At 63.9% G+C, this 25,010-nt stretch carries 25 protein-coding genes and 4 pseudogenes; 18 read left to right on the top strand and 11 right to left on the bottom strand.

Annotation, left to right across the window (positions count from 1 at the left end; all coding sequences use genetic code 11):
• Nucleotides 1-3 precede the first annotated feature (3 nt).
• The 3 genes from ACVW16_RS08120 to ACVW16_RS08130 all read right to left on the bottom strand — a co-directional run bounded on the left by ACVW16_RS08120 (nucleotide 4) and on the right by ACVW16_RS08130 (nucleotide 4,517).
• Nucleotides 4-411, bottom strand: coding sequence for a hypothetical protein (locus ACVW16_RS08120; protein ID WP_456735856.1), 408 nt, complete (start codon nucleotides 409-411; stop codon nucleotides 4-6).
• 138 nt (nucleotides 412-549) lie between these two features.
• Entirely contained in the window at nucleotides 550-2,988 is a 2,439-nt protein-coding gene (locus ACVW16_RS08125) for a TonB-dependent receptor (protein ID WP_456738771.1), read from the bottom strand.
• 170 nt (nucleotides 2,989-3,158) lie between these two features.
• Complete coding sequence (locus ACVW16_RS08130) at nucleotides 3,159-4,517, bottom strand: histidine kinase (RefSeq protein WP_456735857.1); 1,359 nt, start codon at nucleotides 4,515-4,517, stop codon at nucleotides 3,159-3,161.
• A gap of 197 nt (nucleotides 4,518-4,714) precedes the next feature.
• Between ACVW16_RS08130 and ACVW16_RS08135 the strand changes: the two genes are divergently transcribed.
• The 8 genes from ACVW16_RS08135 to ACVW16_RS08170 all read left to right on the top strand — a co-directional run bounded on the left by ACVW16_RS08135 (nucleotide 4,715) and on the right by ACVW16_RS08170 (nucleotide 11,325).
• Nucleotides 4,715-5,335 carry a response regulator gene (locus ACVW16_RS08135; RefSeq protein ID WP_456704804.1) on the top strand — a complete coding sequence of 207 codons (621 nt, stop codon included), beginning with the start codon at nucleotides 4,715-4,717 and terminating at the stop codon, nucleotides 5,333-5,335.
• Nucleotides 5,336-5,407: 72 nt separating this feature from the next.
• Nucleotides 5,408-6,253 carry an S-formylglutathione hydrolase gene (fghA, locus tag ACVW16_RS08140; RefSeq protein WP_456735858.1) on the top strand — a complete coding sequence of 282 codons (846 nt, stop codon included), beginning with the start codon at nucleotides 5,408-5,410 and terminating at the stop codon, nucleotides 6,251-6,253.
• A gap of 235 nt (nucleotides 6,254-6,488) precedes the next feature.
• Nucleotides 6,489-7,667 carry an ABC transporter substrate-binding protein gene (locus tag ACVW16_RS08145; protein ID WP_456802335.1) on the top strand — a complete coding sequence of 393 codons (1,179 nt, stop codon included), beginning with the start codon at nucleotides 6,489-6,491 and terminating at the stop codon, nucleotides 7,665-7,667.
• On the top strand, nucleotides 7,652-8,635 hold the full coding sequence (locus tag ACVW16_RS08150) for a YVTN family beta-propeller repeat protein (RefSeq protein WP_456735860.1): 984 nt from the start codon (nucleotides 7,652-7,654) through the stop codon (nucleotides 8,633-8,635). Before ACVW16_RS08145 ends, ACVW16_RS08150 begins: the two co-directional genes overlap by 16 nt.
• Entirely contained in the window at nucleotides 8,632-9,438 is an 807-nt protein-coding gene (locus ACVW16_RS08155) for an ABC transporter ATP-binding protein (protein ID WP_456704808.1), read from the top strand. The genes ACVW16_RS08150 and ACVW16_RS08155 overlap by 4 nt, the downstream gene beginning before the upstream one ends.
• Nucleotides 9,435-10,283, top strand: coding sequence for an ABC transporter permease (locus ACVW16_RS08160; protein ID WP_456738772.1), 849 nt, complete (start codon nucleotides 9,435-9,437; stop codon nucleotides 10,281-10,283). The genes ACVW16_RS08155 and ACVW16_RS08160 overlap by 4 nt, the downstream gene beginning before the upstream one ends.
• Nucleotides 10,280-10,891, top strand: coding sequence for a hypothetical protein (locus tag ACVW16_RS08165; protein WP_456704810.1), 612 nt, complete (start codon nucleotides 10,280-10,282; stop codon nucleotides 10,889-10,891). Before ACVW16_RS08160 ends, ACVW16_RS08165 begins: the two co-directional genes overlap by 4 nt.
• 134 nt (nucleotides 10,892-11,025) lie before the next feature.
• On the top strand, nucleotides 11,026-11,325 hold the full coding sequence (locus ACVW16_RS08170) for a copper-binding protein (RefSeq protein ID WP_456704811.1): 300 nt from the start codon (nucleotides 11,026-11,028) through the stop codon (nucleotides 11,323-11,325).
• Nucleotides 11,326-11,486: 161 nt separating this feature from the next.
• Here ACVW16_RS08170 and ACVW16_RS08175 read toward each other — a convergent pair.
• Together ACVW16_RS08175 and ACVW16_RS08180 are read right to left on the bottom strand one after the other, a co-directional pair.
• Nucleotides 11,487-11,794 (bottom strand): annotated as a pseudogene (locus ACVW16_RS08175) (PQQ-dependent catabolism-associated CXXCW motif protein); the annotation flags it as partial.
• Complete coding sequence (locus ACVW16_RS08180) at nucleotides 11,791-12,627, bottom strand: substrate-binding domain-containing protein (protein WP_456738202.1); 837 nt, start codon at nucleotides 12,625-12,627, stop codon at nucleotides 11,791-11,793. The pseudogene ACVW16_RS08175 and the gene ACVW16_RS08180, both read right to left, overlap by 4 nt.
• Nucleotides 12,628-12,722: 95 nt before the next feature.
• Here ACVW16_RS08180 and ACVW16_RS08185 point away from each other — a divergent pair, with 95 nt between their 5' ends.
• Complete coding sequence (locus ACVW16_RS08185; protein ID WP_456738336.1) at nucleotides 12,723-13,043, top strand: hypothetical protein; 321 nt, start codon at nucleotides 12,723-12,725, stop codon at nucleotides 13,041-13,043.
• Nucleotides 13,039-13,155: pseudogene (locus tag ACVW16_RS08190) on the top strand (quinoprotein dehydrogenase-associated SoxYZ-like carrier); the annotation flags it as partial. The gene ACVW16_RS08185 and the pseudogene ACVW16_RS08190, both read left to right, overlap by 5 nt.
• A 65-nt stretch (nucleotides 13,156-13,220) precedes the next feature.
• Here the strand turns inward: ACVW16_RS08190 and ACVW16_RS08195 are convergent.
• Entirely contained in the window at nucleotides 13,221-13,580 is a 360-nt protein-coding gene (locus ACVW16_RS08195; RefSeq protein WP_456735861.1) for a hypothetical protein, read from the bottom strand.
• Nucleotides 13,581-13,700: 120 nt separating this feature from the next.
• Here ACVW16_RS08195 and ACVW16_RS08200 point away from each other — a divergent pair, with 120 nt between their 5' ends.
• Genes ACVW16_RS08200 through ACVW16_RS08215 form a run of 4 tightly spaced genes read left to right on the top strand, consistent with a single transcriptional unit; the run spans nucleotide 13,701 to nucleotide 16,486 of the window.
• Complete coding sequence (locus tag ACVW16_RS08200) at nucleotides 13,701-14,648, top strand: ABC transporter substrate-binding protein (protein WP_456738203.1); 948 nt, start codon at nucleotides 13,701-13,703, stop codon at nucleotides 14,646-14,648.
• Between the two features lies 1 nt (nucleotide 14,649).
• Complete coding sequence (locus ACVW16_RS08205) at nucleotides 14,650-15,387, top strand: ABC transporter permease (RefSeq protein WP_456735862.1); 738 nt, start codon at nucleotides 14,650-14,652, stop codon at nucleotides 15,385-15,387.
• A complete protein-coding gene (locus ACVW16_RS08210) occupies nucleotides 15,377-16,087 on the top strand; it encodes an ABC transporter ATP-binding protein (RefSeq protein ID WP_456735863.1) in 711 nt (236 codons plus the stop codon). The genes ACVW16_RS08205 and ACVW16_RS08210 overlap by 11 nt, the downstream gene beginning before the upstream one ends.
• Before the next feature lie 48 nt (nucleotides 16,088-16,135).
• The gene (locus ACVW16_RS08215; RefSeq protein WP_456735864.1) at nucleotides 16,136-16,486 is read left to right on the top strand and encodes a hypothetical protein; all 351 of its coding nucleotides are present in this window, start codon (nucleotides 16,136-16,138) and stop codon (nucleotides 16,484-16,486) included.
• Between the two features lie 10 nt (nucleotides 16,487-16,496).
• Here the strand turns inward: ACVW16_RS08215 and ACVW16_RS08220 are convergent, their stop codons facing one another.
• The 4 genes and pseudogenes from ACVW16_RS08220 to ACVW16_RS08235 form a co-directional block, all read right to left on the bottom strand.
• A complete protein-coding gene (locus tag ACVW16_RS08220) occupies nucleotides 16,497-16,706 on the bottom strand; it encodes a hypothetical protein (protein WP_456704816.1) in 210 nt (69 codons plus the stop codon).
• Nucleotides 16,707-16,808: 102 nt separating this feature from the next.
• Complete coding sequence (locus tag ACVW16_RS08225) at nucleotides 16,809-17,711, bottom strand: hypothetical protein (protein WP_456735865.1); 903 nt, start codon at nucleotides 17,709-17,711, stop codon at nucleotides 16,809-16,811.
• Between the two features lie 24 nt (nucleotides 17,712-17,735).
• Entirely contained in the window at nucleotides 17,736-17,816 is an 81-nt protein-coding gene (gene pqqA / locus ACVW16_RS08230; protein ID WP_012029362.1) for a pyrroloquinoline quinone precursor peptide PqqA, read from the bottom strand.
• A 171-nt stretch (nucleotides 17,817-17,987) separates the two neighbouring features.
• Nucleotides 17,988-18,197, bottom strand: a pseudogene (locus ACVW16_RS08235) (calcium-binding protein); the annotation flags it as partial.
• A 400-nt stretch (nucleotides 18,198-18,597) separates the two neighbouring features.
• Between ACVW16_RS08235 and ACVW16_RS08240 the strand changes: the two are divergent.
• Genes ACVW16_RS08240 through ACVW16_RS08250 form a run of 3 tightly spaced genes read left to right on the top strand, consistent with a single transcriptional unit; the run spans nucleotide 18,598 to nucleotide 21,551 of the window.
• Nucleotides 18,598-20,262: a methanol/ethanol family PQQ-dependent dehydrogenase gene (locus ACVW16_RS08240; protein WP_456802336.1), complete on the top strand. Its 1,665-nt coding sequence runs from the start codon at nucleotides 18,598-18,600 to the stop codon at nucleotides 20,260-20,262.
• A gap of 12 nt (nucleotides 20,263-20,274) precedes the next feature.
• Nucleotides 20,275-20,628, top strand: a complete 354-nt coding sequence (locus ACVW16_RS08245) for a c-type cytochrome (protein WP_092237969.1) — start codon at nucleotides 20,275-20,277, stop codon at nucleotides 20,626-20,628.
• Entirely contained in the window at nucleotides 20,625-21,551 is a 927-nt protein-coding gene (locus tag ACVW16_RS08250; protein WP_456704819.1) for a substrate-binding periplasmic protein, read from the top strand. Before ACVW16_RS08245 ends, ACVW16_RS08250 begins: the two co-directional genes overlap by 4 nt.
• A 175-nt stretch (nucleotides 21,552-21,726) precedes the next feature.
• On the opposite strand, the pseudogene ACVW16_RS08255 reads toward ACVW16_RS08250, so the two are convergent.
• A pseudogene (locus ACVW16_RS08255) lies at nucleotides 21,727-22,695 on the bottom strand (helix-turn-helix domain-containing protein).
• Between the two features lie 506 nt (nucleotides 22,696-23,201).
• On the opposite strand from ACVW16_RS08255, the gene xoxF5 reads away from it, so the two are divergent.
• Nucleotides 23,202-25,007, top strand: a complete 1,806-nt coding sequence (xoxF5, locus tag ACVW16_RS08260; RefSeq protein WP_456704821.1) for a lanthanide-dependent methanol dehydrogenase XoxF5 — start codon at nucleotides 23,202-23,204, stop codon at nucleotides 25,005-25,007.
• Nucleotides 25,008-25,010 lie beyond the last annotated feature (3 nt).

Genomic DNA, 25,010 nt, shown 5'->3' on the forward strand with positions numbered 1-25,010 from the left:
TTTTCAGCGCGGGCGTTTCGGCAGCTTCGGAAGCGCGTTGGGATCGAACGCAGGGACCTGTCCGGTCCGTTCAGGTAGTGCCGCGGGCTGTTCCGTCAGAATGAGAGTACCCTGCAGAACGACTCCGCGCGCCTGACCTGCCGTTGCCGTGTAGGTCGCGATCTTGTCGGGGCATGTCCCCTCGATCTCCAGCGTGAGCTCATCATAGACGCCGAAGACCGTGACACGCCCATCGGTATGACGCTTCGTTGACACGGTCGCGGTGAAGCGATCGCCATCGACCTTACAGGAGCCGTGAAACGTCATCAGGCTGTCGCGGCCCCAAATCTGGCCGTCCGCGACATGGACGATGCCGGTGCCTTGGTCGAGTGGCGTCTTGTACCACGCCGCGTAGGTACCGTCCTTCAGCATGGGAGTAGTCTCCGCTGATCTACCCGCACCGATGATCCGCACACGAGCGCTAAGGAACCCTTAATCGCGCGGCCCGTGCGAATCCGGGCTCCGCGCGAGGCGCCGGCATTATACCAGGCGGGCGCCCGTCGAGCCGTCTCAGAACGTCACCCGCATACCCGCATAGAACGCGCGGGGTCTTGCCGGGCTCAGCGACCGCGGATCGGTGAAGGGACTGCCGCCGTTGGCGACGTTCGGGACCGCGGTGGTGTCGAAGAACGTACCGTAGGTCGCATAGCGCTTGTCGAAGATGTTGTCGACCTTGCCGTAGAGCTGGACATTCCTGGTGAACTGATAGGAGGTATGGAGGTTGAACACGGCATAGGAGGGCAGCTTCGACGCCTGGTTGGATTCGTCGCCGACCAGATACTGGCTCGAAACCCACAGCGCATCGCCGCCAACCTTCCAGGCGTCGGTGGCGGCATATTCGATACCGGCCTTGATGCGGTGACGCGGCACGGCCGGGACCTGGTTGCCCGCTACGACCTGAATGGTCCCCGTCCCAGGATCGGCAAAGGGGCTGTTGGACGAAAGCTCGAGCGCATCGAGGAAGCGCGCGTCGACCAGCGCATAGCCGGCATGGAACTGAAGCGTATCCGATTTGAGGTTGACCTCGGCCTCGAGACCCTGCCGGCGCGTCGCCCCGACGTTCTGGAAGAAGCCGAAGCCCTGCCGTCCGGCCACCGGCAGGCCCATGATGTCATCGTAATTGGTGGCGCGGAAGCCGCCGATCTTCCAGCCGAGCGTGCCGATGTTCAGCTCCCTCGTACCGCGCAACCCCGCTTCGAGCGTCTTGGATACCACCTGCTTCAGCGGCGGGTCGGAGACCAGGAAGGATGCGATCAGGCACGGATTGTTCGGGTCGGCGCAGCCGAGCTCGAGCGGCGTCGGCACACGGTTGGCCTCGGAGTAACCGGCATAGGCGGTGAGCTCCGGCGTGATCTTGTAGGTGCCGCCGATCACAGGATTGAAGCGGTCATAGGCGTGATCACCGTTGAGCGCGGTGCCGAGTTGGTCCTCCAGCGTGACGCGGGCGTGGTTGAAACGGCCGCCGCCGGTGATGGCGAAGGCATCCGTCACGTTGAAGGTGTCGAGCGCATAGAGGCCGGTATATTGATTGAGCGTGCGCAGCGATACCGGGCCCATCTCGCCGGTCGCGGGGGTGCCGGATTGGCCAAGGAAGATCCCACTGCCGCTGACGACGTAGTCGGTGCCGATGGTCCCGAGCTGCGCCGACGCGTTGAAGCTGTTGACGCTGGCATCGAAGCTGGCGCCGAGCAAAAAACGGTTTTCATGATCGAACAGTTCGTCAGTGTTGGTCGCCTGGCCGGAGACGCCGAAGGTGGTCGATCGGGTGTAGGTCCGATCCAGCTCGCCGAGCAGGCTCCCGGACGCAAAGGGGTTTGCAAGCTGCGCGCCATCCAGGCCGTTCGCCGGCGCCGTGTTGTCGCCAAAGCAGAGCAAACCGGCCGTCGCGCAGTCCTGCACGCTGGTGGGGTTGCCGTCGAGCACACGCTGCTCGAACACGCGCGCATGCGCGGTCGCTTCGAAGGTCCAGGTGGGCGTCGCCTCGACCCTGCCGGTCAGGTTGACGTAGCCGACGCGATTGTTGGTGGTCTGCGGCGAGGTGTAGACCGCGCCCCAATATTGCTGCAACAGCTCGGCGGGAACGGTGGCGGTCGCGCCGAAATTGTTGTCGGCGAGCCCCATATTGACGTGGAATTCGCTGTCCCCGCCCTTGTAGCCGACATCACCGTAGAAGCGCCGCACGTCCGATTGCGAGAGATTGCGGAAGCCGTTGTCGTGCAGGCCGTCGAGCGCGGCGTAGACGGCGTAATTGGCATCGACCTGCTTGCCCCATTGTGCCGAACTCTGGATGCGGCCGAACGAGCCGCCCATCGTGTCGACCTCGGCGCCCTGGTAGGTAAAACCGTCCTTCATCTGCAGATTGACCGCGCCGCCCAGCGCATTGAGGCCGAAGGCGGGATTGTTGGTCACCACCGTGACCGACCGGATCGCGGCGGTCGGGATCAGGTCCCAATTGACGCTGTCGGCGAACGCTTCGTTGATGCGCACGCCGTTCTGGTAGACGGCAAGCCCTTGCGGCGTCCCGACGATGGGTGAGGCGACGAAGCCGCGAAACTCGACATTCGGCTGGAACGGGTTGCCGCTCACCTCGGTGATGTTGACCGCAGCGACGTTGTCGCGCAGCGCGTCGCTCACGTTCATCGAGCCGGTACGCTTGATCTGGTTGGCATCGATCGCGCTGATGCTGGAGGCAACCTTGTCGACGTCGACGCCCTTCGCATTGCCGGGCGCCGCCGGGTAGACGTAGATGCGGTTGTTGGGTTTGCCGGAACTCACGACGCGCGCCGGCGTTCGGGGCGCAGGACGCCGCGTCGTCCGCTGCGGCGCGACCACCTCGACCGCGGGCAGGTTCTGGACATTGGTCTCCTCGTCCTGCGCGGCCAGGCCAGCATCGGTCCAAAGCACCAGCCCCGTCGAGATCGAGACGATCAAAAGCTTTCGCGCGCCCATCCCCTGCCGTCCCATTCCCAGGCATCGGCCGTTCTGAACGCCGCCGATTGCACAGAGAAGTGTAGCCGGTCCTTGGGGTGGCACTAGCCACAAAAGGTCCGGCATTCTCCGCACCCGTTTTCCCGACGAAATCGGGAATTCTTCCCGACCGGGAGATTTCCCTGATGCGATCAGGCCGAAGCGGTCGGAACCAGCGCTTCGACGGTGACGCCGCCCTCGCCTGACGCGACGTTGAGCGTGCCACCGAGCGCCAGAATCCGCTCGCGCATGCCGACCAGGCCGAAGCCGAGTTTCTGGCCCGGCTCCATGCCGCGGCCATTGTCGCTGACGCGCACCCGGGCGTAGCCACGGCCGTCGCGCCCCGGCCGCTCCGCCGGCTCGATCACCACATCGATCGCGGTCGCACCGGCATGGCGGAAGGCATTGGTGAGCGCCTCCTGCACCACGCGGTAGATGGTGAGATCGGCGGTCTCCCCTGTGATCCCGAGCGCCGGCGAGATCGTGGTTTCGATCGTCACCTCGGGATGCGATTCACGCCATAGCCGCCACAGCGATTCCAGCGCCTTGCCGAGGCCAAGCTCGGCGAGGCCGACAGGCCGCAAGCGCTCCAGCACGCGACGGGTGAACTGCTGTAGCGCATTGATCTGCTCGAGAAGCGCGCCGCCGTGCTTTCGCACGGCCTCTGCACTGGGCCCGCGCCCGTCGGCGAGCTTCGTCAACGCGCTGGCATGGGCGCGCAGCGAGAACAGATAGGGCCCGAACTCGTCATGCAGCTCACGCGCGATCTCCTTGCGCTCGATGTCCTGGAGCGACACCGCGCGCTCGGCAAGTCGCCGCTTGTCCTCGACCGCTTCGCCGAGCGTTGCCGCCAGATGATTGAGCCTGGTGCAGATCGCGGCAAGCTCGGGCGCGCCGCCCGGCATCACGCGCGCGTCGTAGCGGCCGCCTTCGAGCTCGCTCATCGTCTGCCCCAGGGACTCGAGCGGTGCGAGCGCCCGGCCCACCACCGTCATCATCACGAGAAACAGCAGCAGCGCGATGACCGATCCGACCTCGAGCTGCGTGACGATGGCGTCCCAGATCTCGGCGATCTCGTCATTGGGATGCGAGATGATGACGAGCGAACCGGGCTTGCCATGCACCGAAACAGGCACGCTGACGGCAGTCTGGTCGGGATGAACCAGGCTGACGAACCAGGCCGGTGGGCCGGGCGTGTCGTCATCGCTATGGGCACGCGGCGACGTCAGCGGGTTGCCGCCGGCGTCCCGAAGCGCGATGCTGACATGGCGGAGGCGATTGAGGTCGCGCGCGATCTGGTCCAACCTGGCATCCGGATCCGGCGCCTCGTTGAGATCGGCGACGATCATCTCGATGAACTCGCGCGCCAGCCGGATCACGCTCTGGTCCTCGGCCTGCACGCGGGGACCGGCCTCCGCGAGCTCGCGGGCGATGTTGACGGCAAGCCCGAGCGCCAGCAGCAGCGCCAGCAGAAGGTTGATGCGCCCGCGCAAGGAAAGATTTTGCCACATTGCTTTCGCCTGTCCCACGAAGGATCGTTCACACCTGTCCGATAGCGTTGACAGAGGCGAAGCGCCCGATATCTAATCGGAACGTACAGCAATCCCGGCCGGGTTGCATGACCCGACGCGCTGTCTCGTTCGGCATCATGCGGCGCGATAATGAAGGTAAATCCTGTCACGGGAACGCGCTGCCGCGGGGAACGCCTATGCGCATTCTGATCGTCGACGATCATCCCATTGTCGCCTCCGGCTGCCGTGCCGTGCTGGCCGACGAAGGCGAGATCGAGATTCTGGAGGCTGCGGACGCCGAGGATGGCGAGAGCATTTTCATCGTCGAGCGCCCGGACCTCTGCGTGATCGACATCAACCTGCCGACCGTCTCCGGTTTCGAGCTCGCTCGCCGCATCCTCGAGCGCGCGCCGGAGGCCTGCATCATCATGTTCAGCATGAACGACGACCCGGCCTTCGCCGCACGCGCCATCGAATGCGGCGCCAAGGGCTATGTTTCCAAGACCGGCGACCCCGATGACCTCGTCGAGGCGATCCGCACCGTTGGCGGCGGCGGCACCTATCTTCCCAGCGCGATCGCGCGCAGCATCGCTTTCGCAGGGCCGACGCTGGCGCAGAGCCCGTTGTCGAAGCTGAACGCGCGCGAGATGGAGATCTTGCGGCTGCTGAGCGCTGGAAAAAGCCTGTCCGAGATCGCGTGGCTGGTGCAATCATCCTACAAGACGGTCGCCAACACCTCCTCGATCATGCGCCAGAAACTCGGGGTGAGGACCTCCATCGAGCTGGTGCGGCTGGCGATCGACAGCGGCGTGGCCTAAAAGCGCGCGACAAATCTCGGTCACACGAGCATTGCATTCTCGATGTGGTGAGATGCCACGGAGCCATCAGGCATGACGATCCAGACTGTCTCGACCAATACATCCTATGGTGGCGTGCAGGGCGTGTATCGCCATGGGAGCGCGGCGACGGGAACCGACATGGTGTTCTCGGTCTATGTTCCGCCCCATGCCGAGGGCGCGAAGCTGCCCGTGGTCTGGTATCTCTCCGGTCTGACCTGCACCCATGCCAACGTCACCGAGAAGGGCGAATTCCGCAAAGCCTGCGCCGAGCTCGGCCTGATCTTCGTCGCCCCCGATACCTCACCGCGCGGGCCCGACGTGCCCGGTGATGCCAACAACGCCTATGATTTCGGCCTCGGCGCCGGCTTCTATGTCGACGCCACGCAAGAGCCGTTCGCGCGCAACTATCGCATGTGGAGCTATGTCACCGACGAGCTGCCCAAACTCGTGGCGGGACATTTTCCCGTGGATGCCAAGCGGCAGACGATCATGGGCCATTCCATGGGCGGCCACGGCGCGCTGACGGTGGCGCTTCGCAATCCGCACCGCTATCGCGCGGCGAGCGCCTTCGCTCCGATCGTGGCGCCGTCGCAGGCGCCGTGGGGCATCAAGGCGCTGACCGGCTATCTCGGGCCGAACAAGGATGCCTGGCGCAGCCATGACACGGTGGCGCTGATCGAGGACGGCGCAAGATGTTCCGGCTTCCTGGTCGATGTCGGCGAGGCCGATAATTTCCTGAAAGAACAGCTCAAGCCTGAATTGCTGCAAGCGGCCTGCGCCAAAGCCAACATCCCGCTGACGCTGCGGCGCCAGCCGGGCTATGACCACAGCTATTATTTCATCTCGACCTTCATGGGCGATCATCTGCACTGGCACGCGGAGAGACTGAAGGGATGAGCCTTCCCAGCTACTCCGGCTTGCCGTCATTCGGCGTCAGCAGGCGGATCGGCGAGCGCGGCTGATTCCGTCAACAGGAATGCTGCGAAACACAGCAACGCTCGCACGATCGTGATTCCAGCGCTCGCGCGCGCGCGGACGAAATGCGGGGTTGCAAGCCTTGCCAAATCGGTCATGCTTCCAGCAGAAACAATTCTCCACCGGCGGTCAAGCCGGGGGGATGTTTGGAGGAAGCATGATCCGATGGTTGGTCGGCCTGATTGGCCTCGCTGTTGCGACGACGCAGGCGCTGGCGGACCCCGTCGAAATCCACGTCGGCTATCTCCGCGTTGCCGGTGCCAAATCGACACTGTCGCTGGTCGAGCAGCCCGCCGAGAATGACGGGGTCGCCGGCGCCAAGCTCGCGATCGAAGACAACAACACTACCGGAAAATTCACGGGCCAGCGCTTCACGCTGGAGGAGCACCGGATCAAGGAAGGCGACGACCCGGTCCTGGCTGCGACCGCGCTCGCCGAGAGGAACGGCTTCATCGTGGCTGACCTGCCGGCCGATACGCTTCTGAAAGTGGCCGACGCCTTGCGCGATCGCGGCACGCTGCTGTTCAACGCCGGCGCCATCGACGAGCGGCTGCGCGAGGCCGATTGCCGCGCCAACGTGATCCACACCGCGCCGACGCGCTCGATGCTGGCGGATGCGCTCGGCCAATACCTGGTGTGGAAGAAGTGGTCGCGCTGGCTGCTGGTGGTCGGCTCGCATCACGAGGACAAGCTCTACGCCGATGCGCTGCGGCGCGCCGCCACGCGGTTCGGCGCCAAGATCGTGCAGGAGCGGACCTTCGAGGACAAGGGTGGCGCGCGCCGCACGGACTCCGGCGTGACGCTGATCCAACGCCAGATGCCGGTGGTCACGCAACAGGCACCGGCCTACGACGTACTGGTGGCCGCCGACGAAAGCGAAGTGTTCGCAGCCTATTTACCCTATCGCACCTGGGACCCGCGGCCGGTCGCCGGCTCAGCCGGCCTCGTGCCGCGCAGCTGGGATGCGGCGCAGGACCAGTGGGGCGCGACGCAGATGCAGAACCGCTTCATCAAGCTGAACGCGCGACGGATGACCGCGCTCGACATGCAGGCCTGGACCGCCGTGCGCATGATCGGTGAGGCCACCTCGCGGACCAAATCCGGCGACGTCACGAAGGTCTCGGATTTCATCAAGGAACCGGATTTCGAGATCGCCGCCTTCAAGGGCACGCGGCTGACCGTGCGCGACTGGAATCTCCAGCTGCGCCAGCCGATCCTGCTGGTCGATGGCCGCATGGTAGTGTCGGTGTCGCCGCAGGAAGGTTTCCTGCACCAGGTCTCCGAGCTCGACACGCTCGGCTACGATCGCCCGGAGAGCAAATGCAAGCTGAAATGAGGCGTCGAATGTCGCGTGCGGGATTGCTGGCCGGACTGATGCTGGCAGCAACGCCCGCGCATGCCGTCATCGCCTATGTCTCGAACGAGAAAAGCAACACGGTCTCTGTCATCGACACCGACAGCTGGACCGTGACGGAGACCATCAAGGTCGGCCAGCGCCCGCGCGGCATCGAGTTCACCCGTGACGGCAAATTCGTCATGGTTGCGGTCGGCGACGACGACACCATCCAGGTGATCGACGCCAAGACCCAAGCCGTGGTGGACACGCTGCCCTCCGGACCCGACCCTGAATTGTTCACCCAGGATGCCGCCGGCAAGACGCTCTATGTCGCCAACGAGAACGACAACACCGTCACCGTGATCGATCTGGAGAAGCGCGCGCGCCTCGGCGACATCCAGGTCGGCGTCGAGCCCGAGGGCATGACCATCAGCCCCGACGGCAAGACCCTGATCAACACCTCCGAGACGACCAACATGGCGCATTTCATCGACACCTCGTCGCGCCAGATCGTCGCCAACGTGCTGGTCGATCCGCGCCCGCGCTTTGCCCAGTTCAAGCACGACGCGTCCGAATTGTGGGTGTCGTCCGAGATCGGCGGCACGGTATCGGTCATCGATCCCGGAAAGCATGAGGTGACCGGCAAAATCACCTTCGAGATTCCGGGCCTGCGGAAAGAGGCGATCCAGCCTGTCGGCATCGGCATGACCAAGGACGACAAGACCGCCTTCGTCGCGCTCGGTCCCGCCAACCGCATCGCCGTGGTCGACACCGCCTCGCGCAAAGTCACAAAATATCTGCTGGTCGGCCAGCGCGTCTGGCATATGGCGTTCACGCCGGATGAAAAATATCTGCTCACCACCAACGGCGTCTCCAACGACGTCTCCGTGATCGACGTCGCCGCCCACAAGGTGATCAAGACCATTCAAGTGGGCGAGCTGCCCTGGGGCATCACGATCGTGCCATGACCAGCCCCGCCCCTATCGCAGAACAACGCGAGACATTGAAGCGTGATCCGGCCGCGATGCCGGCGTTGTCGATCGACGGCGTCAGCCATTCCTACGGCCCGCGACGGGCGCTGATCGACGTCTCCCTCGAAGTGCAGCCGGCGAGCTTCACCGCGCTGCTCGGCCTCAATGGCGCCGGCAAGAGTACACTGTTCTCGCTGATCACCCGCCTGTTCGGCATCCAGACCGGTCGCGTCGCCATTTTCGGCCATGACATCACCCGCACGCCCGGCGAGGCGCTGCGGTTGCTCGGCGTGGTGTTCCAGCCGCGCACGCTCGACCTCGATCTGTCGCTGACGCAGAACCTGCTTTATCACGCCGCTCTTCACGGCATCAGCCGGCGCGAGGCGGCCACGCGCAGCGCCGAGTTGCTTGCGCGCATTGGCCTCACTGAGCGCGCCGGCAGCAAGGTGCGCGATCTTTCCGGCGGGCAGATGCGGCGGCTGGAGATTGCCCGCGCGCTGCTGCACCGGCCGCGGCTGTTGCTGCTGGACGAGCCGACCGTCGGGCTCGACGTCAAGGCGCGTGCCGACATCATCGGCCATGTCCGCCAGCTGGTCACCGAGCAGGGCATCGGCGTGCTCTGGGCGACGCATCTGTTCGACGAGACCATGGCCGGCGACGATCTCGTGGTGCTGCACCAGGGCAAGGTGCTGGCGCAGGGCCCGCTGGACCGCGTCCTCGCAGAGGCCGGCGCACAGGACGTCAACACCGCCTTCATGCGCCTGACGGGCGCGCAAGTGATGCCGGGAGGCGGCACATGAACAGCATCGCCACGCGCAACGCACCGCGCGGCTTCTCCACCTCGGAGTACATGACCTGCCTTACCGGCATCGTCTGGCGCGAGGGTCTGCGCTTCCTGCATCAGCGCGAACGCTTCGTCTCGGCGCTGGTGCGGCCGCTGGTATGGCTGTTCATCTTCGCCGCCGGCTTCCGCCAGGTGCTCGGCATCTCCATCATCCCGCCCTACGAGACCTACATTCTCTATGAGGTCTTCATCGCGCCCGGGCTGATGGCGATGATCCAGCTCTTCAACGGCATGCAGTCCTCGCTCTCGATGGTGTACGACCGAGAGATGGGCAATATGCGTACGCTGCTGGTCAGCCCGTTGCCGCGCGGCTTCCTGCTGTTCTGCAAGCTGCTCGCGGGCACTGCGGTGTCGCTGCTCCAGGTCTATGCATTCCTGATCATCGCCTGGTTCTGGGACATCACGCCGCCCCCGATCGGCTACCTCACCGTGCTGCCGGCGCTGATACTGTCGGGGCTGATGCTGGGCTCGCTCGGCATGCTGATCTCCTCGGGCATCAAGCAGCTGGAGAACTTTGCGGGTGTCATGAACTTCGTCATCTTCCCGATGTTCTTTGCGTCGTCCGCGCTCTACCCGCTGTGGCGGGTGCAGGAGGGTAGCCCTTATCTCTACTATGTCTGTCAGGCCAATCCGTTCACTCATGCGGTCGAGCTGATCCGGTTCGCGCTGTATGGGCAGATCAGCTGGATCTCGCTCGCCGTGGTTGGAGCTTGCACAATCGTGTTCATGACCGGCGCGATTTTCGCCTATGATCCCTCACGCGGGCTGGCGCGGCGCGGGCCGGCGGGAGGCGAAGGATGAGGGTCCGGACATATGCCATGGCAACCCTTGCGTTCGCGGTCTCGATGGCAGCCGCACGCGCCGCAGATCCGCGCTATCCCGACTGGCCTTGTACGCAAGCCAAGGTGCCGGAGATCTCCGTCGCCGCCGTCTGGGCAGGCCCCGCGCTCGACGACGCCGAGAGCAAATGGAAGGACGACAGCCGGGTCAGCGCGCTGGTCTCGAAGCTCGCGGCGCGCAAGACGCCGCTGGACGAGGCCGAGAAGTCGGTGAAGGACTTTCTGACCGGCTCCACCGACAAGACCACCAATGCAAAATTGCTGTTCGCCGGCCTGTTCGACACGCTGAACGCCCAGCGCTCCCAGGTCCTGAGCGGACTCGAACGCGTCAGCCGCAAGCAGCGCGAGGCTGCCGACAAGATCCGCGAGGAGACCATCCAGCTCCAGGCGCTGCAGGACGCGACGCCGCGCGACGAGGCGAAGGTCGACGCCATGAGCAACCAGCTGATCTGGGAGACCCGTATCTTCGAGGACCGCCGCAAGGTGGTGCGCTTCGTCTGCGAGGTTCCGACCACGATCGACCAGCGCCTGTTTGCGCTCGGCCGCGTCATCCAGCAGGAAATCGAATAGCGTCAGCCTTCCTGACGGCTTCATGAAAGTTCCCGGATATCAACACCATCGTTAATGTTTGGCGCGCTATCTGCGGGAACCAAATCGATCTAGGATGGCTTGTCGATGTGAATCTCTGGAAACGGGAGGCCTCGATGGGAACAGCAAGATTCATCTTCGCGGGCGCTGCAGCCGTCACCATGCTCGCATCCAGCGCTTTTGCTGACGATATGACCGGAATGGTCACTCGAATCGATCGTCTCAACAACACGATCTCGATCCAGCAGATGCAGACGGGCACGGTCGGCGGCAGTGCCGGTGGCGTCGGCGCGCTCCAGCAGTACAAGGCCAAGGACGCTGCGATGCTGGATGCCGTTCACGCCGGTGACAGGGTGACCTACACCGCAACGAACACCGACGGGTCGGGCACGCTGACGAAGCTGCAGAAGCAGTAGGCGGATCACCCGTCGAGGGCTGCGATACTGCACCCACACCATCATCGCGAGCGCAGCAAAGCAATCCTGAGTTCCTCCACCGAACGATTCTGGATTGCTTCGCTACGCTCGCGATGACGTGGAGAAAGCCGGGCTCACTGTCCGGCCGCGGCTCGGGCTGCGCCCTCCTCCGGCAGCCACATGCTGCCGAGAATGTCTTTGCGCGGTGCATCTCGCCACACGGTACCTGCCCGAAGGTTCTTGAGCTTCGGCGGTCGCGGCAACACGTCGATGAAGGCACCGTTCTTCGCGCGCCAGATCGCCTCGGCCTGCGCCGTCGTCAACACGCGCGCACCTTGCAGCGTCGCCGCACGGGCGCGCGGTCATTGTCGGTCCGGTAGCCGTCGGGCTCGGACGGCTTCTGCTGCTGCGCCGATGCCGGCGCCAGGAGCGCGACGGCGACGAGCGCAGCGGCAAGAGGCCATCTCATGGCGCTTTCCTGGCCGCCTCCGCGCCGAGCGGCCGGTCGTTCTCATCGAGCAGCGGCACGCCGAAATCGATCAGGATCTTGTTGATCTCGCCCTGGTTCTCCTGGATCAGCTTGTTGAGCAGCCGCTTCCAGTTCTGGTCGGCGGGGCGCACGCCCATGCCGATGCGATAGACCAGCTTCGGCCCTGCGGTTTCCTTCACCAAGGGCGTGATGTGCAGCGAGCCGGCCTTCTTGGCGTAGTACCCTGCCATCGGTCCCCACAGCACGCCGGCGTCGATCTTGCCGGCGGTGAGATCGTCGATCATCGCCTGTGCGGAATTGTCGTAGCGCGTGTCGATCATCAGCGGATAGGGCTTGGCGTCGCTCATCAGCCCGGCGATCGCCATGTTGGTCGCCGGCGGTGTGCCGGCGATGATACCGACGTGCTTGCCTTTGAGCCTGGGATCCTCGAGCGTATCGACATCCTCGAGTCCGCCACCGGCCTTCGCGACCAGCGCATAGGTCGTGCGGTAATAGGGATTGGTGCCCTGCACGACGTCGTCGCCTTGCGGGAAGCCCATGATGACGTCGCAGCGGTGCGCGCCCAGGGTCATGCGGACGAAGCCTGTCGCCTGCGGGAAGAACACGTAGTCCAGCTTCTTGTGCAGCTTGTTCGCGAACAGCTCCGCAAGCTTGTTCTCGATGCCCTCACCCTTCTCGTTGGAGAACGGCATGTTGCGCGGATCGGCACAGACACGCAGCACCTTGGGATCGACCAGCTCGAACGAAAGGTCACCACCGTCAGTCGTCTGCGCGCTGGCGACATCGCCCATCCCACAAGCCGCCACCATCATACACACTGAAATCAACCAGCGACGATGCCGATCGGCTTCCATCGCGCTTCCTCCTCATTCCATTCGAATGCAATCCATGCAACGCGGGATGCGCCATGTCCGCCAAGCCTTGTGTTGGCTTCGTCGTGTTGCAGCGCAGTGCGGCAAGCCCTGAAACTGAGGCGAAAACGTGTCTCGTCTCGCGTCAAGGATCGCAGTCCTGTGCCTGCTGGGAGTTAGCACGCGCCGGGACTGCCGAATTGCCTGTAAGCGAAGTCGCGCCGGGAATCTTCGTGCACTCGGGGACAATCACCCTGATGACGCGCGAAAACGAGGGCGATATTGCCCATGTCGGCTTCATCGTCGGGACGGAAGCGGTGGCCGTCATCGACACCGGCGGCAGCTTGCGCGAGGGCGAGGAATTGCTGGCATCCTAATTTGCGCTTCACCTGTGTCTCCAACGGCGCCAAGCGTTTTCGCGCGGAGGCCAAGGACACGGATGGTCACGTGTTCCGCAATGAATGGGACGTGGACAAGCCGGGGACGTAGGTCTCCCAACCGTCATGGCCGGGCTTGTCCCTGCCATGACGAATGCGGTTGGCACGGCGCCTTGATCAGAAGCACCTCACCTCGGCCTCGGCCTGCGCGCGGCGCAAATCACTCACCGCCGAATTCGCCTGCTCTGACGTCCGGAACTGGGCGCCGAGATTGCCGCGGACCTGGGACATGCTGAGCGCAGTCTCGGCGGTGACGTAACGGTCATAGGGGACGATCGAGGCGACGACATCGACCGAGCAAGAACATTGCTCGATCGCCTGCCGCGTCTCGCCATTGGCCTTCATGCAGCCATAGACATATTCCGCGCGCGCCGAGGTCGGATAATCATTGGCCTCCTCGGCCCGGGAGGCATAGGCGGTCGCCGCAAGCACGACCACGGCGGCGACGATCGGTCGTACCTGTCCCGCAAGACTCATGAGCGTCCTCCCGCTGGTTGCGATGGAAGCTATGCTATGCGTATTGTCCTGAAAAGCACTCTGTCAGAGGAAGCGGCTCACAAGGTGATGAGAGTTTTGGCACGAATATTGGCGCTCGCGATGATGCTGGCACTGACGCCGGGCCTGCGGGCCCAGGCAGCTGATGTCATCCGCCTGGCGGTCCAGAAGACCGGAACGTTCGCCTGGGAACTGGCGACGATCCGCGAGGCCGGGCTGGATAAGGAGGCCGATCTGTCGCTGGAAGTGACCGAGCTTGCGAGCCCGGAGGCCGGCAAGATCGCGCTCCGCGCCGGCAATGCCGATATCATGCTGTCGGACTGGCTGTGGGTTTCGCGCGAGCGCGCGCTCGGCGCCAAGCTCACCTTTTATCCCTATTCGAGCGCGCTCGGCGCGGTGATGGTGCCCGCTTCCTCCCCGATCAAGACGCTTGCCGACCTCAGAGGCCGCAAGCTCGCCGTCGGTGGCGGTCCGATCGACAAGAGCTGGCTGCTGCTGCAAGCACGTATGAAGCAGGACGGCATCGACCTGAAATCGGATGCGACCATCGTCTATGGCGCGCCGCCGCTGATCGCCGCCAAGGCGCTCGAAGGCGAGACGGATGCGACCCTGAATTTCTGGAATTTCTGCGCCCAGCTCGAGGCCAAGGGCTTTCGCCGCCTCGCCGGCATCGAGGAGATTCTGCCGAAGCTGGGCGTCGAGGGCGCTGTCTCTGCCGTCGGCTACGTCTTCGACGAGAGCTGGGCCGCGAGCCATCGCGACGCCGTGGCGCGCTTCGTCGCCATGACGCGCAAGGCCAAGCAGTTGCTCGTCACCTCGGACGCAGCCTGGGACAAGATTGCGCCGCTCACCGGCGCGACCGGTCCGGCTATGCTGAAGACTTACCGCGATCGCTATCGCGACGGCATTCCGCGCCGGACCATCAATGATGAGGAGGCGGATGCGCGCGTGCTGTACCGCGTGCTGGCCGGGATCGGCGGCCGTGACCTTGTCGGGCCGGCGGCCGAGCTCGATCCCGGCACGTTCTATCATGCAGCTCCCGGAGATTGAGGTGCTGCGCCTTCTCTCGTTCGTCCTCTTCGTTGCGATCTGGTGGACCGCCGCATTGTTCGTCGGCGGTGCCAAGCTGCCCTCTCCGCCTGCGGTACTCAACGTCATCATCGCGGACGCCGCGAGCGGCGCGCTGTTCCTGCATCTCGGCGCCACGCTGGCGCGCGTCGCATTGTCTTTCGTGCTCGCGATGTCCGTCGGCAGCGCCATCGGTTATCTGATGGGCCGGGTGAAGCTCGCGGACCGGCTCGGCGATCCCTGGCTGATCCTGCTGCTCAACCTGCCGGCGCTGGTGGTGATCGTGCTGGCCTATATCTGGGCCGGCCTCACCGAGGCCGCGGCGATCGGGGCGATCGCCATCAACAAGCTGCCGACCGCGGTCGTCACGTTGCGCGAGGGGGCGCGCGCGCTCGACCGTTCGCTCGATGAGATGGCGACCGTGTTCGCAATGCCCCGCTGGCGCGCCTTCCGCCACGTCGTGCTACCGCAGCTTGCGCCCTATCTCGCGGCCTCCGCCCGCTCCGGCCTCTCGCTGGTGTGGAAGATCGTTCTGGTCGCCGAGCTGCTCGGACGGCCGAACGGCGTCGGATTCGAGATCGGTGTCGCCTTCCAGCTGTTCGACACGCCGCGGCTGCTCGCCTATTCCCTGACCTTCGCGGCCGTCGTGCTCGTGATCGAGACCGCGCTGGTGCAGCCGTTCGAGGCCCGCGCAACGCGGTGGCGGCCCCGTGCGGCTTGAGGTCGAGATCACCGGCAAGACTTACAGAAGTGCCGCGGGCGGAACGCACGAGGTGCTTTCGCCCCTGAAATTTGGCTTGCAATCCGGCGAAGTCGGCGTGCTGATCGGTCCGTCCGGCTGCGGCAAGAGCACGATGCTGCGCATCATCCTCGGGATCGACCGCGATTTCGGCGGCCGTGTCAGGCGCCCCGCGGAAGCGCGAATCGGCATGGTGTTTCAGGAGCCGCGGCTATTGCCGTGGCGCACCGTCGAGCAGAACGTACGGCTGGCGGCGCCTGATGTTTCCGATGCCAGGCTTGCCGAGCTGTTCAGGATACTGGAGCTCGAGGCGCATCGCAGCCACTTCCCCGGCGAATTGTCGCTCGGCCTCGCCCGGCGTGTTGCGCTGGCGCGCGCTTTTGCAGTCGAGCCCGATCTGCTCGTGCTGGACGAGCCCCTCGCCTCGCTCGACGACGCGCTCGCCGGCCGCCTGCGCGACGAGATCGCGACGCTCGTCGCGAGTCGCTCGGTGATGACGCTGCTGGTGACCCACAGCCTCGAGGATGCGATCCGTCTCGGCGACCGCCTGTTCTTTCTCTCGCTGCGCCCGGCGCGCATCGTGCAGGACGTGCCGATCTCGATTCCGCGCGCCGAACGCAGCGAAGCCGAGCTTGCGAGGATCAAGGCGGAGCTCGCGGCGTTGCCGCTTGAATCGACATGAGAACTCGTGGTCAACTGCATCAATGAGATCGTCCCGAGGAGGTCACCAATGCGCCGTCAGCTGATCGCGATTGGCATTTTGTTGGCTATGCCAGGCACAGCGCTCGCGCAGACCAAGGGCAAAGGCATCCGTCTCTGGAATCTCACGAGCGAGACGATCTCCGGCTTCCAGCTTGCGCCATCAGGCAAGACCGACTGGGGCCCGAACCAGTGCCTGAACGACAAGGACAAGGAGGTCGATCACGACGAGCGGCTGCGCATTACCGGCGTCGAACCCGGCCGCTACGACGCCAAGGTCACCTATCCCAATTCCCGGCAATGCGTCGTCCGCGACATCGAGATCAAGGCCGATGCGGTGTTCTCGATCGCGGACAAAGATCTGAAGGACTGCACGAAGTAGCAGGCGCGCCTCACGCCTTGTCATGTGTGTGCGGATATTCGCAACGCCAGCGCACCGCCCGCCATTTCGGATGCTCGCCGATCCATTGCGCGATATGGGGCGGCGCCGCCATCGAGCATTGCGCCGGTGAGCCGCCGAAGTCGAACACCAGATGCAGCTCCTCGCAGGTCGCAGGCGAGAGCACCACACACACAGTCACCACCAGGTCGATCGGGTTCATGCCGGGATCCTCGCGCGGGAGCGATTGAGACGAGCACAATAGGCTACGCTCCGGGCTGCGGGTAGTTTCATTCGGTGCGAGACGGGCCGGCAAGCCGCGTAGCTAGAAGTTGATCCCGAACACCAGCCGCGCCTGATGGCGCTCGAAATTGACCAGGTCGAGATTGGCCGCTGATCCCGCGGGACGGCCCCAGGCCTGCATGCTCCAGCTCAAGGTGAGCCGCGATTGCTCCGAGAGCTGGAAATAAGCAGTCGGTCCGACGAACAGCGCCTGCCCCGAGAGCGCGCCGAGACCGATGCCGTCATATTGGCGGAAGTAACGCATCTCACCGCCGAGCAGCATGGTTGGGCTCACGCGCACCATGCCGGCGAACGCGGCGCCAACCGTCGAGCTCTTCTCGGACAGCCGCGACACCTCGAAGCGCGCCCATTCCGGCTGGTAGACCAGATTGAGCGCGCCGACGACAAAGTTCGGGATCAGCTCGCGGTCAAAGGCCAGCGTGAAGTCGGTGCCGTACATCCGCCCTTTCGCGCCGCTGACCTCGTCGATGCGATCGCCATGGGTCTCCGAGGCGATCGTGAAGCCGAACGGCGCGGTCACGTGATCCAGCAAGCGATAACGCAGGTCGAGCGAGAAACCCTGGAAGTTGAACTGGCGGCGGTCGTCGACATCAGGGACGCCGGTGATGTCGTGCATCGTCGCCGTGCCGCCGGCCTCGATGCGAAAGTTCGGCAGCGGCACGATCTCGATCTCGACCTCCTCGCCGAGCGCGCGATAGGTGCCGCTGCCCTTGCCGAAGCGTCCTGTCGTCTGAGTCTGGAATTCGCGCTCGCCGGGATTACCGACGTCACTGCCGATCATGAAGCCGAAGATGTGCTCGGTATCGAAGCCCTCTTCGGCGCTCGCACATGCCGGCGCGAGCGCAGCCGTGCAGGCCAGGGTCCAGAGGATGTGGGCTCTCGTGCGCATCCCTGACACTACCACGGCTTCGACGGCATCTGCCATCGAAGCCGCGGCAGGTCGTCAGTCCTACTTGCGCGCAGCGCAGGCGTACATGTTGATTTCCATGCCGACCGGCACTTCCACGATCTTCGGAGCTTTCCAAGCCATTCGGGGTCTCCCCAAGTATTGAGCGCGACATCGCGCCGGCCAAAACCTAGGGCTGGGTCAGGCACGGCGCAAGTCTGGAATTGGACCGCAGACACAGCGAACCATCGCGCAACACACGCAAATTTCGCTCTCGGGCAAATCGCCTTCGCTCCCAGTCAAACGTGGTGGCTCTCAACGCAACAGCCGGAGAAGCGCGCGACCTGCGCGCGAATTCAACTCCTTCGCATCCAGCGTTCCATCCCCGTCGGGATTGGCCGCGTTGAAACGCTGCTCGACCACGGCCAGGTATTCGTCGAGCGTGAGCGTGCCGTCGTGATCGGGGTCGTCGGCAGCGGCGAGCTCTTTCGCCGTTAACCGTCCGCGGGGTTCGCGCAAGCGCAAGCGCAATTGAGCGACGCGCCATCATTTGGACCTCCCTGATCGTGAGCCGATTCGCGCGGGCATGGAATGACATAAGTCCACAAGGATGCCGCGGTTCAAGTCCGGAACCGCTGGCCGTTCAGTGCACGACTGGCGAACCCCTACGGCTCCAGCGCGCGCCCGTCGCAAGCCCTGCATCACGCCACGGAATTTTTTCAGCGCCTGCACACAAGTGGGAGTTGCAAGTGGGGGGCCAAGTGAGAGTTGCAAGTGAGGGTTGATCGTCAGGTTTCCGTCAGGTGACCGGCTTCCGGCGCCAAAATATCGGCAGTGCACTCTCGACTTTCGTATTGACGTGTTTTGCTTTCCAACGGAGTGTTGTTCCTGCAGCGCCAAAAGGCGCGCCTATTGGGAGGAACGGATGAAACGTTTTGCGATGGCCGCGAGCCTCGTCATATCCGCATGCTCGGTTGCGAGCGCACAGACGACCGATCAACTGGTCAAGGGCGCAACCGATACATCGAACGTTCTCAACTACGGGATGGGTTACAATCTCCAGCGGTTCTCGACGCTGAACCAGATCAACAAAGACACCGTCAAGAACCTCGTCCCGGTCTGGAACTACTCCTTCAACGACGATCGCAGCGAGGAATCGCAGCCGCTGGTGTACCAGGGCGTGATCTACGTGACCTCACACAATGCGACCATGGCGGTCGATGCCAAGACCGGCAAGCAGATCTGGAAATCCAAGATCGAATATCCGGCCGAGACTCCACGCATCGTCTGCTGCGGTATCATCAATCGCGGCGGCGCGCTCTACGAAGGCAAGCTGTTTCGCACCACGCTCGACGCCAACGTGATCGCGATCGACACCAAGAACGGCAAGGAGCTGTGGCGGCAGAAGGCGGCCGACATCAAGGAAGGCTATTCGATGACGGTGGCGCCTCTGGTCGCCGACGGCGTCGTCATCACCGGCATCTCGGGCGCCGAGTTCGGCACCCGCGGCTTCATCGACGGCTGGGATCCGGCCACCGGCAAGCATCTCTGGCGCACCCATTCGATCCCCTCGCCGGACGAGCCCGGCGGCGACACCTGGAAGGGCGATACCTGGAAGCTCGGCGGCGGCTCGACCTGGATCACGGGGTCTTATGATCCCGAGCTGAACACGGTGTATTGGGGCATCGGCAATCCCGGCCCGTTCAACGCGGCCGTGCGCCCCGGCGATAACCTCTACACCTGCTCCGTGCTGGCGATGGATCCCAAGACCGGCAAGATCAAGTGGCACTACCAGTTCTCGCCGAACAATCCGTTCGACTATGACGCGGTGGCCGAGATGGTCCTCGCCGACATGAACGTCGAGGGCAAGCCGACCAAGGTGCTGATGGACGCCAACCGCAACGGCTTCTTCTACGTGCTCGACCGCACCAACGGAAAGGTGCTCGCCGCCAATCCTTACGTGAAGGTGAATTGGGCGAGCGGCGTCGACCTGAAGACGGGCAAGCCGATCGAGACCGACGTCGTCAAGGACGCGCGCGACGGCAAGAAGGTCACGGTCTATCCGTCGATCCTCGGCGGCAAGAACTGGGAGCCGATGTCGTTCAATCCTCAAACCGGCCTCGCCTACGCCAACACGCTCGCCTTTGGCGGCAGGTACAAGTCGGAACCGGTCACATTCAAGCAGGGTGAATGGTATCTCGGCATGGACCTGACCGATCCCTGGGAATGGGGTGACGGTGCGCGCGGCCATCTGAAGGCGATCGACCCGATGACCGGCAAGGCGAAGTGGGAAGCGGCAAGCGACATTCCGCGCTTCTCCGGCGTGTTGTCGACCGCCGGCGGCGTCGTGTTCACGGGTTCGCTGACCGGCGAGTTCGAGGCCTTCGACGCCGACAGCGGCAAGAAGCTCTGGCAGTTCCAGACCGGCTCCGGCATCGAGGGCCAGCCGGTGACCTGGCAGCAGGATGGCGTGCAGTACGTGGCCGTCACCTCCGGTTACGGCGGCGTCTACTCGCTGTTCTCCGGCGACGAGCGGTTGGCCAAGGTGCCACCCGGCGGCTCGCTCTGGGTCTTTGCGGTGAAGCAGTAACGGCAAGATACGTTGAGAGACACATCTCACAAGACGGTGGCGATCCTCGCCACCGTCGCGGTGCTGACGGTCGCGCTTGCGGCGACCGCTCGTGCCGCGGATGATTCAAATGGCAATCCGCTGCAGGCGCAGATCGACCATGGCAAATCGACCTATGCCGAAAAGTGCTCGCACTGCCACGGCCCCAACATGATGAATTCCGGCACCATCACGCCGGACCTGCGCGCCTTCCCTGATGACAAGACGCGCTTCGTCACCACCGTAAAGAATGGCAAGAACAACAAGATGCCGCCCTGGGGCGACATTCTGAGCGATGATGATATCGGAAATCTCTGGGCCTTCATTTCAAGTCGGAGGAAGCCATGAGGAGCCGATTGGCGGCGCTTGGTCTCGTTGCGATGCTTGCAGCGCCAGCGACGGCGGCCCGGGCGGCTGATCCCCTCAGCGTCTGCCTCGACGAGGATCGCCCGCCGCTCTCGGCGCATCACAAGGGCAAGCCCGACTCGGGCTTCGACGTGCTGCTGGCGCACGCGATCGCGGACCGCTTGGGGCGACCGCTCAGGATACAATGGTTCGAGAGCAAGCTGGATGAGGATTCCAGCCCCCAGCTCGAGGCCAACGCCCTGTTGTCCGACGGGCGCTGCTCGCTGATCGGCGGCTACGCGCTGACCACGGATTCCCTGGTCAAGCCCGGCATGAAGACGGCTCGCTTGCCGGATTTTTCCGGCGCCACGCGCGACGACCGGCGCCGCCGCGTCGCACTCGGGGTGCTCGCGCCCAGCCAGCCTTATGTCTATTCGCCCATGACGGTCGTGCTTGGGCCGAAGGCGCGCGACCGCAAGATCGGCGATATCGGCGATCTCGCCGGTCTTCGCCTTGCGATCGAAAGCGGATCTTTGGGTGACGCCATCCTGATGACCTTCGACAAGGGACGGCTGATCGACAACATTACTCATCTCGTCCCCGGCCGCGACAATCTCATGGGTGCGCTCGATCGCGGCGACTATGACGCGAGCCTGATCGACCTCGCTCGCTTCGACGCGTATCGCGCCGGGCATGCTGACACGGCCATCACCGCCTCCGGTTACTACTATCCGATCGGCGCCAATCGCGGCTATGTCGGGCTTGGCAGCGATCCGGCATTGATCGAGTCCGTCGACAAGGCACTGACGGATCTTGCCGCCGAGGGCAAGATTGCCGAGTTCGGCCGGCAGGCCGGCCTGACTTATTTGCCGCCGCATGAGCCTGCGATCCTCGGCGACGTCTGGACCAGGATCATTCAGCGATGAGCGGAAACGCTCTTCGGTCCGGGACGAGCCGACGCGCTGGCGCGATCGGCGCATTCGTCGGCGTGCCCCTGGGCTTCCTCGCCGGCCTAGCCCTGACGCAAAACCGCGTCTGTCATGCGCTCGCGGTTCTCCCCGCCACGCTGGAGCGGAATGCCGTGAGCGACTCGAGTGCGGCCTAGGTCTCGTCCGCCGCGACCACGCCATGCTGTCCCTTGTGGATCGATGACGGCACCACGCCAAATTATTTCCGGAACACGCGGCTGAAATGCGATGAGCTGGAGAAGCCCCAGGAGAACGCGACGTCGGTGATGGTTTTGCCGCCGTGAGCCTCGAGCTCCTGGCGGCAGTTCTGCAGGCGCGCCTGCCAGATGTAGTCGCTCACCGTCGTACCGCGCTGGGAGAACAGCATGTGCAGATAGCGCTTGGAGCAGCCGAGCTCGGCGGAGATCTGGTCGATGCACAGATCGGCATCGCGCAGATGCTCGCGGATGAAAAATTGGGCGCGCACATACATCGCTTCTGGCCCGACCCGATCGAACATCGTGTCGGCTTCGCGCAGCGGCAGCAGCAACAGATCGATCAACGAATCGGCAACACCGGCTGCGCTGTTGGCCGACAGCTTCGCCGCCTCGTCGAACGTGGCATGGACGAAATCATGGGCGATTCGTCCCGTCCCCGTCTTCGCCGTCAGCTTGCAAGCCGGCATGCGCTGCGACGGGAAACCTCGATCGCGCAACAACGCCTTCGGCACGATCACCACGTCGTGGCGCGTGAAGGCGGGGCTGACGATCAAGTGCGGGCAGGAGACGTCATAGGCGATGATGTCGCCCGGATTCAGCTCGATCTGGCGGCCCTCCTGCTCGAAATAGGACACGCCGTAGGTCTGGAAGTGGATCTTGATGTAAGGGTGTTCGTTGGCCTTGGCGCGCGCCAATGTGTGCGCGATGCGATGCTGGCTCACTTCGATCTGGCAGAGCTTCAGGCGCGAGACCGTGGTGTAGTCGATACGGCCTTCGAGCGATGAGGCTTCCAGCGGATCGACATCGAAGTGACCACACAGACTCGTCAGTCCGTCGATCCAGCTCTGGACCTGTCGCTTCGGCGTCAACCCGGTCGTCGAGAGCGTGTGAATTGTGTCGGACATCGACCCAGCCACTGGCGTTACCCGGAGATTCGACGCCAATCGCGGCCTGAGCCTGCTGGAGCCCTCAGCCATGACCGCGTGACGTTTACCTCGAATTTGTGTGGTCTTTGAAACGAGCGCCATCGTTCCTTTGCCACCCCTGAATGTTATTCCTCCGCCTTAGTTGCAGCGTCGTCAAGGGAAACCTGATCGTTGAGCGCCGCGCCGCACCGAAGCCGCTGAATTCGCTGCCGCAAAACCAAAAACTTCGCCTTCGTGCGCTGTCGAGCAAAGCGGGTTCACTCTTGGGCAAGTCTCTCGTTGACGAAGTCGTTAGGGATTGCGGCAGGAACAAAAAGAACGGGCCGCTCCTGCACGCGCCCATGGCTCTCATTACGAGGAGGAAACAGCACAGCATCGTTTCCGGTCCCCAACGTGACCGCCCTGCACGAGCAGACGCCGGACGCAATGCCCGGTGACTAAACAATGCTTCGCAAACAATAAACGCGACCAACGGAGGAATGACTATGCGCAAGGTGCTACTGGCGACCTTTCTTGGCTCCGCGGCGGCTCTCGCCGTCGGGAGTGCGTCAGCCAATGACGAGCTGATCAAGATGTCGCAGAACCCGAAAGACTGGGTGATGCCGACGGGCGACTATTCCAACAACCGCTACTCCAAGCTGAACCAGATCAACGCGCAAAATGTCGGCAAGCTCCAGGTCGCCTGGACCTTCTCGACCGGCGTGCTGCGCGGCCACGAAGGCGGCCCGCTGATCATCGGCAACATGATGTACGTCCATACGCCGTTCCCGAACAAGGTCTATGCCATTGACCTTTCGCAGGACAACAAGATCGTCTGGAAGTACGAGCCGAAGCAGGACCCGAACGTGATCCCGGTGATGTGCTGCGACACGGTTAACCGCGGCCTGGCCTACGGCGATGGCAAGATCTTCCTGCATCAGGCCGACACGACCTTGGTCGCACTCGACGCCAACGACGGTCAGGTTGCGTGGACCGCCAAGAACGGCGATGCCAGCAAGGGCGAGACCGGAACCTCGGCGCCGATGGTCATCAAGGACAAGGTGCTGATCGGCATCTCCGGTGGTGAGTTCGGCGTTCAGGCCCATATGAGCGCCTACGACATCAAGACCGGAAAGCTGGCCTGGCGCGGCTATTCGGAAGGCCCGGATGACCAGATCCTGGTCGACGACAAGACCACCGCCCTCGGCAAGCCGATCGGTAAGGACTCCAGCTTGAAGACCTGGCAAGGCGATCAGTGGAAGATCGGCGGCGGCGCCACCTGGGGCTGGATCTCCTACGATCCGGAGCTGAACCTCGTCTATTACGGATCGGGCAATCCCTCGACCTGGAATCCGAAGCAGCGTCCCGGCGACAACAAATGGTCGATGACGATCTGGGCGCGTAACCCGGACACCGGCGTCGCCAAATGGGTCTATCAGATGACGCCCCACGATGAATGGGACTATGACGGCGTCAACGAGATGATTCTCTCGGATCAGTCGATCAACGGCCAGTCCCGCAAGCTGCTGACGCATTTCGATCGTAATGGCCTCGGCTATACGCTCGATCGCGCCACAGGTGAGCTCCTGGTCGCCGAAAAGTACGATCCGAAGGTGAACTGGACCTCCGGCGTCGACATGGACAAGAACTCGGCCACCTATGGTCGTCCGAAGGTGCTCGACGCGGCTTCGACCGACAAGGCGGGTGAAGACCACAACGTGAAGGGCATCTGCCCGGCCGCGCTCGGCACCAAGGACGAGCAGCCGGCAGCCTACTCGCCGGACACGCAGCTATTCTACGTCCCGACCAACCACGTCTGCATGGACTATGAGCCGTTCAAGGTGAGCTACACCGCCGGCCAGCCCTATGTGGGTGCGACGCTCTCGATGTATCCGCCGCAGGGCGATACCAACATGGGCAATTTCATCGCCTGGGACGGCAAGACCGGCAAGATCGTCTGGTCGAACAAGGAACAGTTCTCGGTCTGGTCGGGTGCACTCGCAACCGCCGGCGGCGTGGTGTTCTACGGCACGCTCGAAGGCTACCTGAAAGCTGTCGACGCCAAGACCGGCAAGGAGCTCTACAGGTTCAAGACTCCTTCCGGCATCATCGGCAACGTCACCACCTATGAGAACGCCGGCAAGCAGTACGTGGCCGTTCTCTCCGGCGTTGGGGGCTGGGCCGGCATCGGTCTGGCAGCGGGTCTGACCGATCCGAACGCGGGCCTGGGCGCGGTCGGCGGCTATGCGGCGCTCAGCAACTATACCGCGCTCGGCGGTACACTGACCGTGTTCTCGCTGCCGTCGAACTAGCCT

The organism is Bradyrhizobium sp. USDA 4474 (assembly GCF_054057515.1).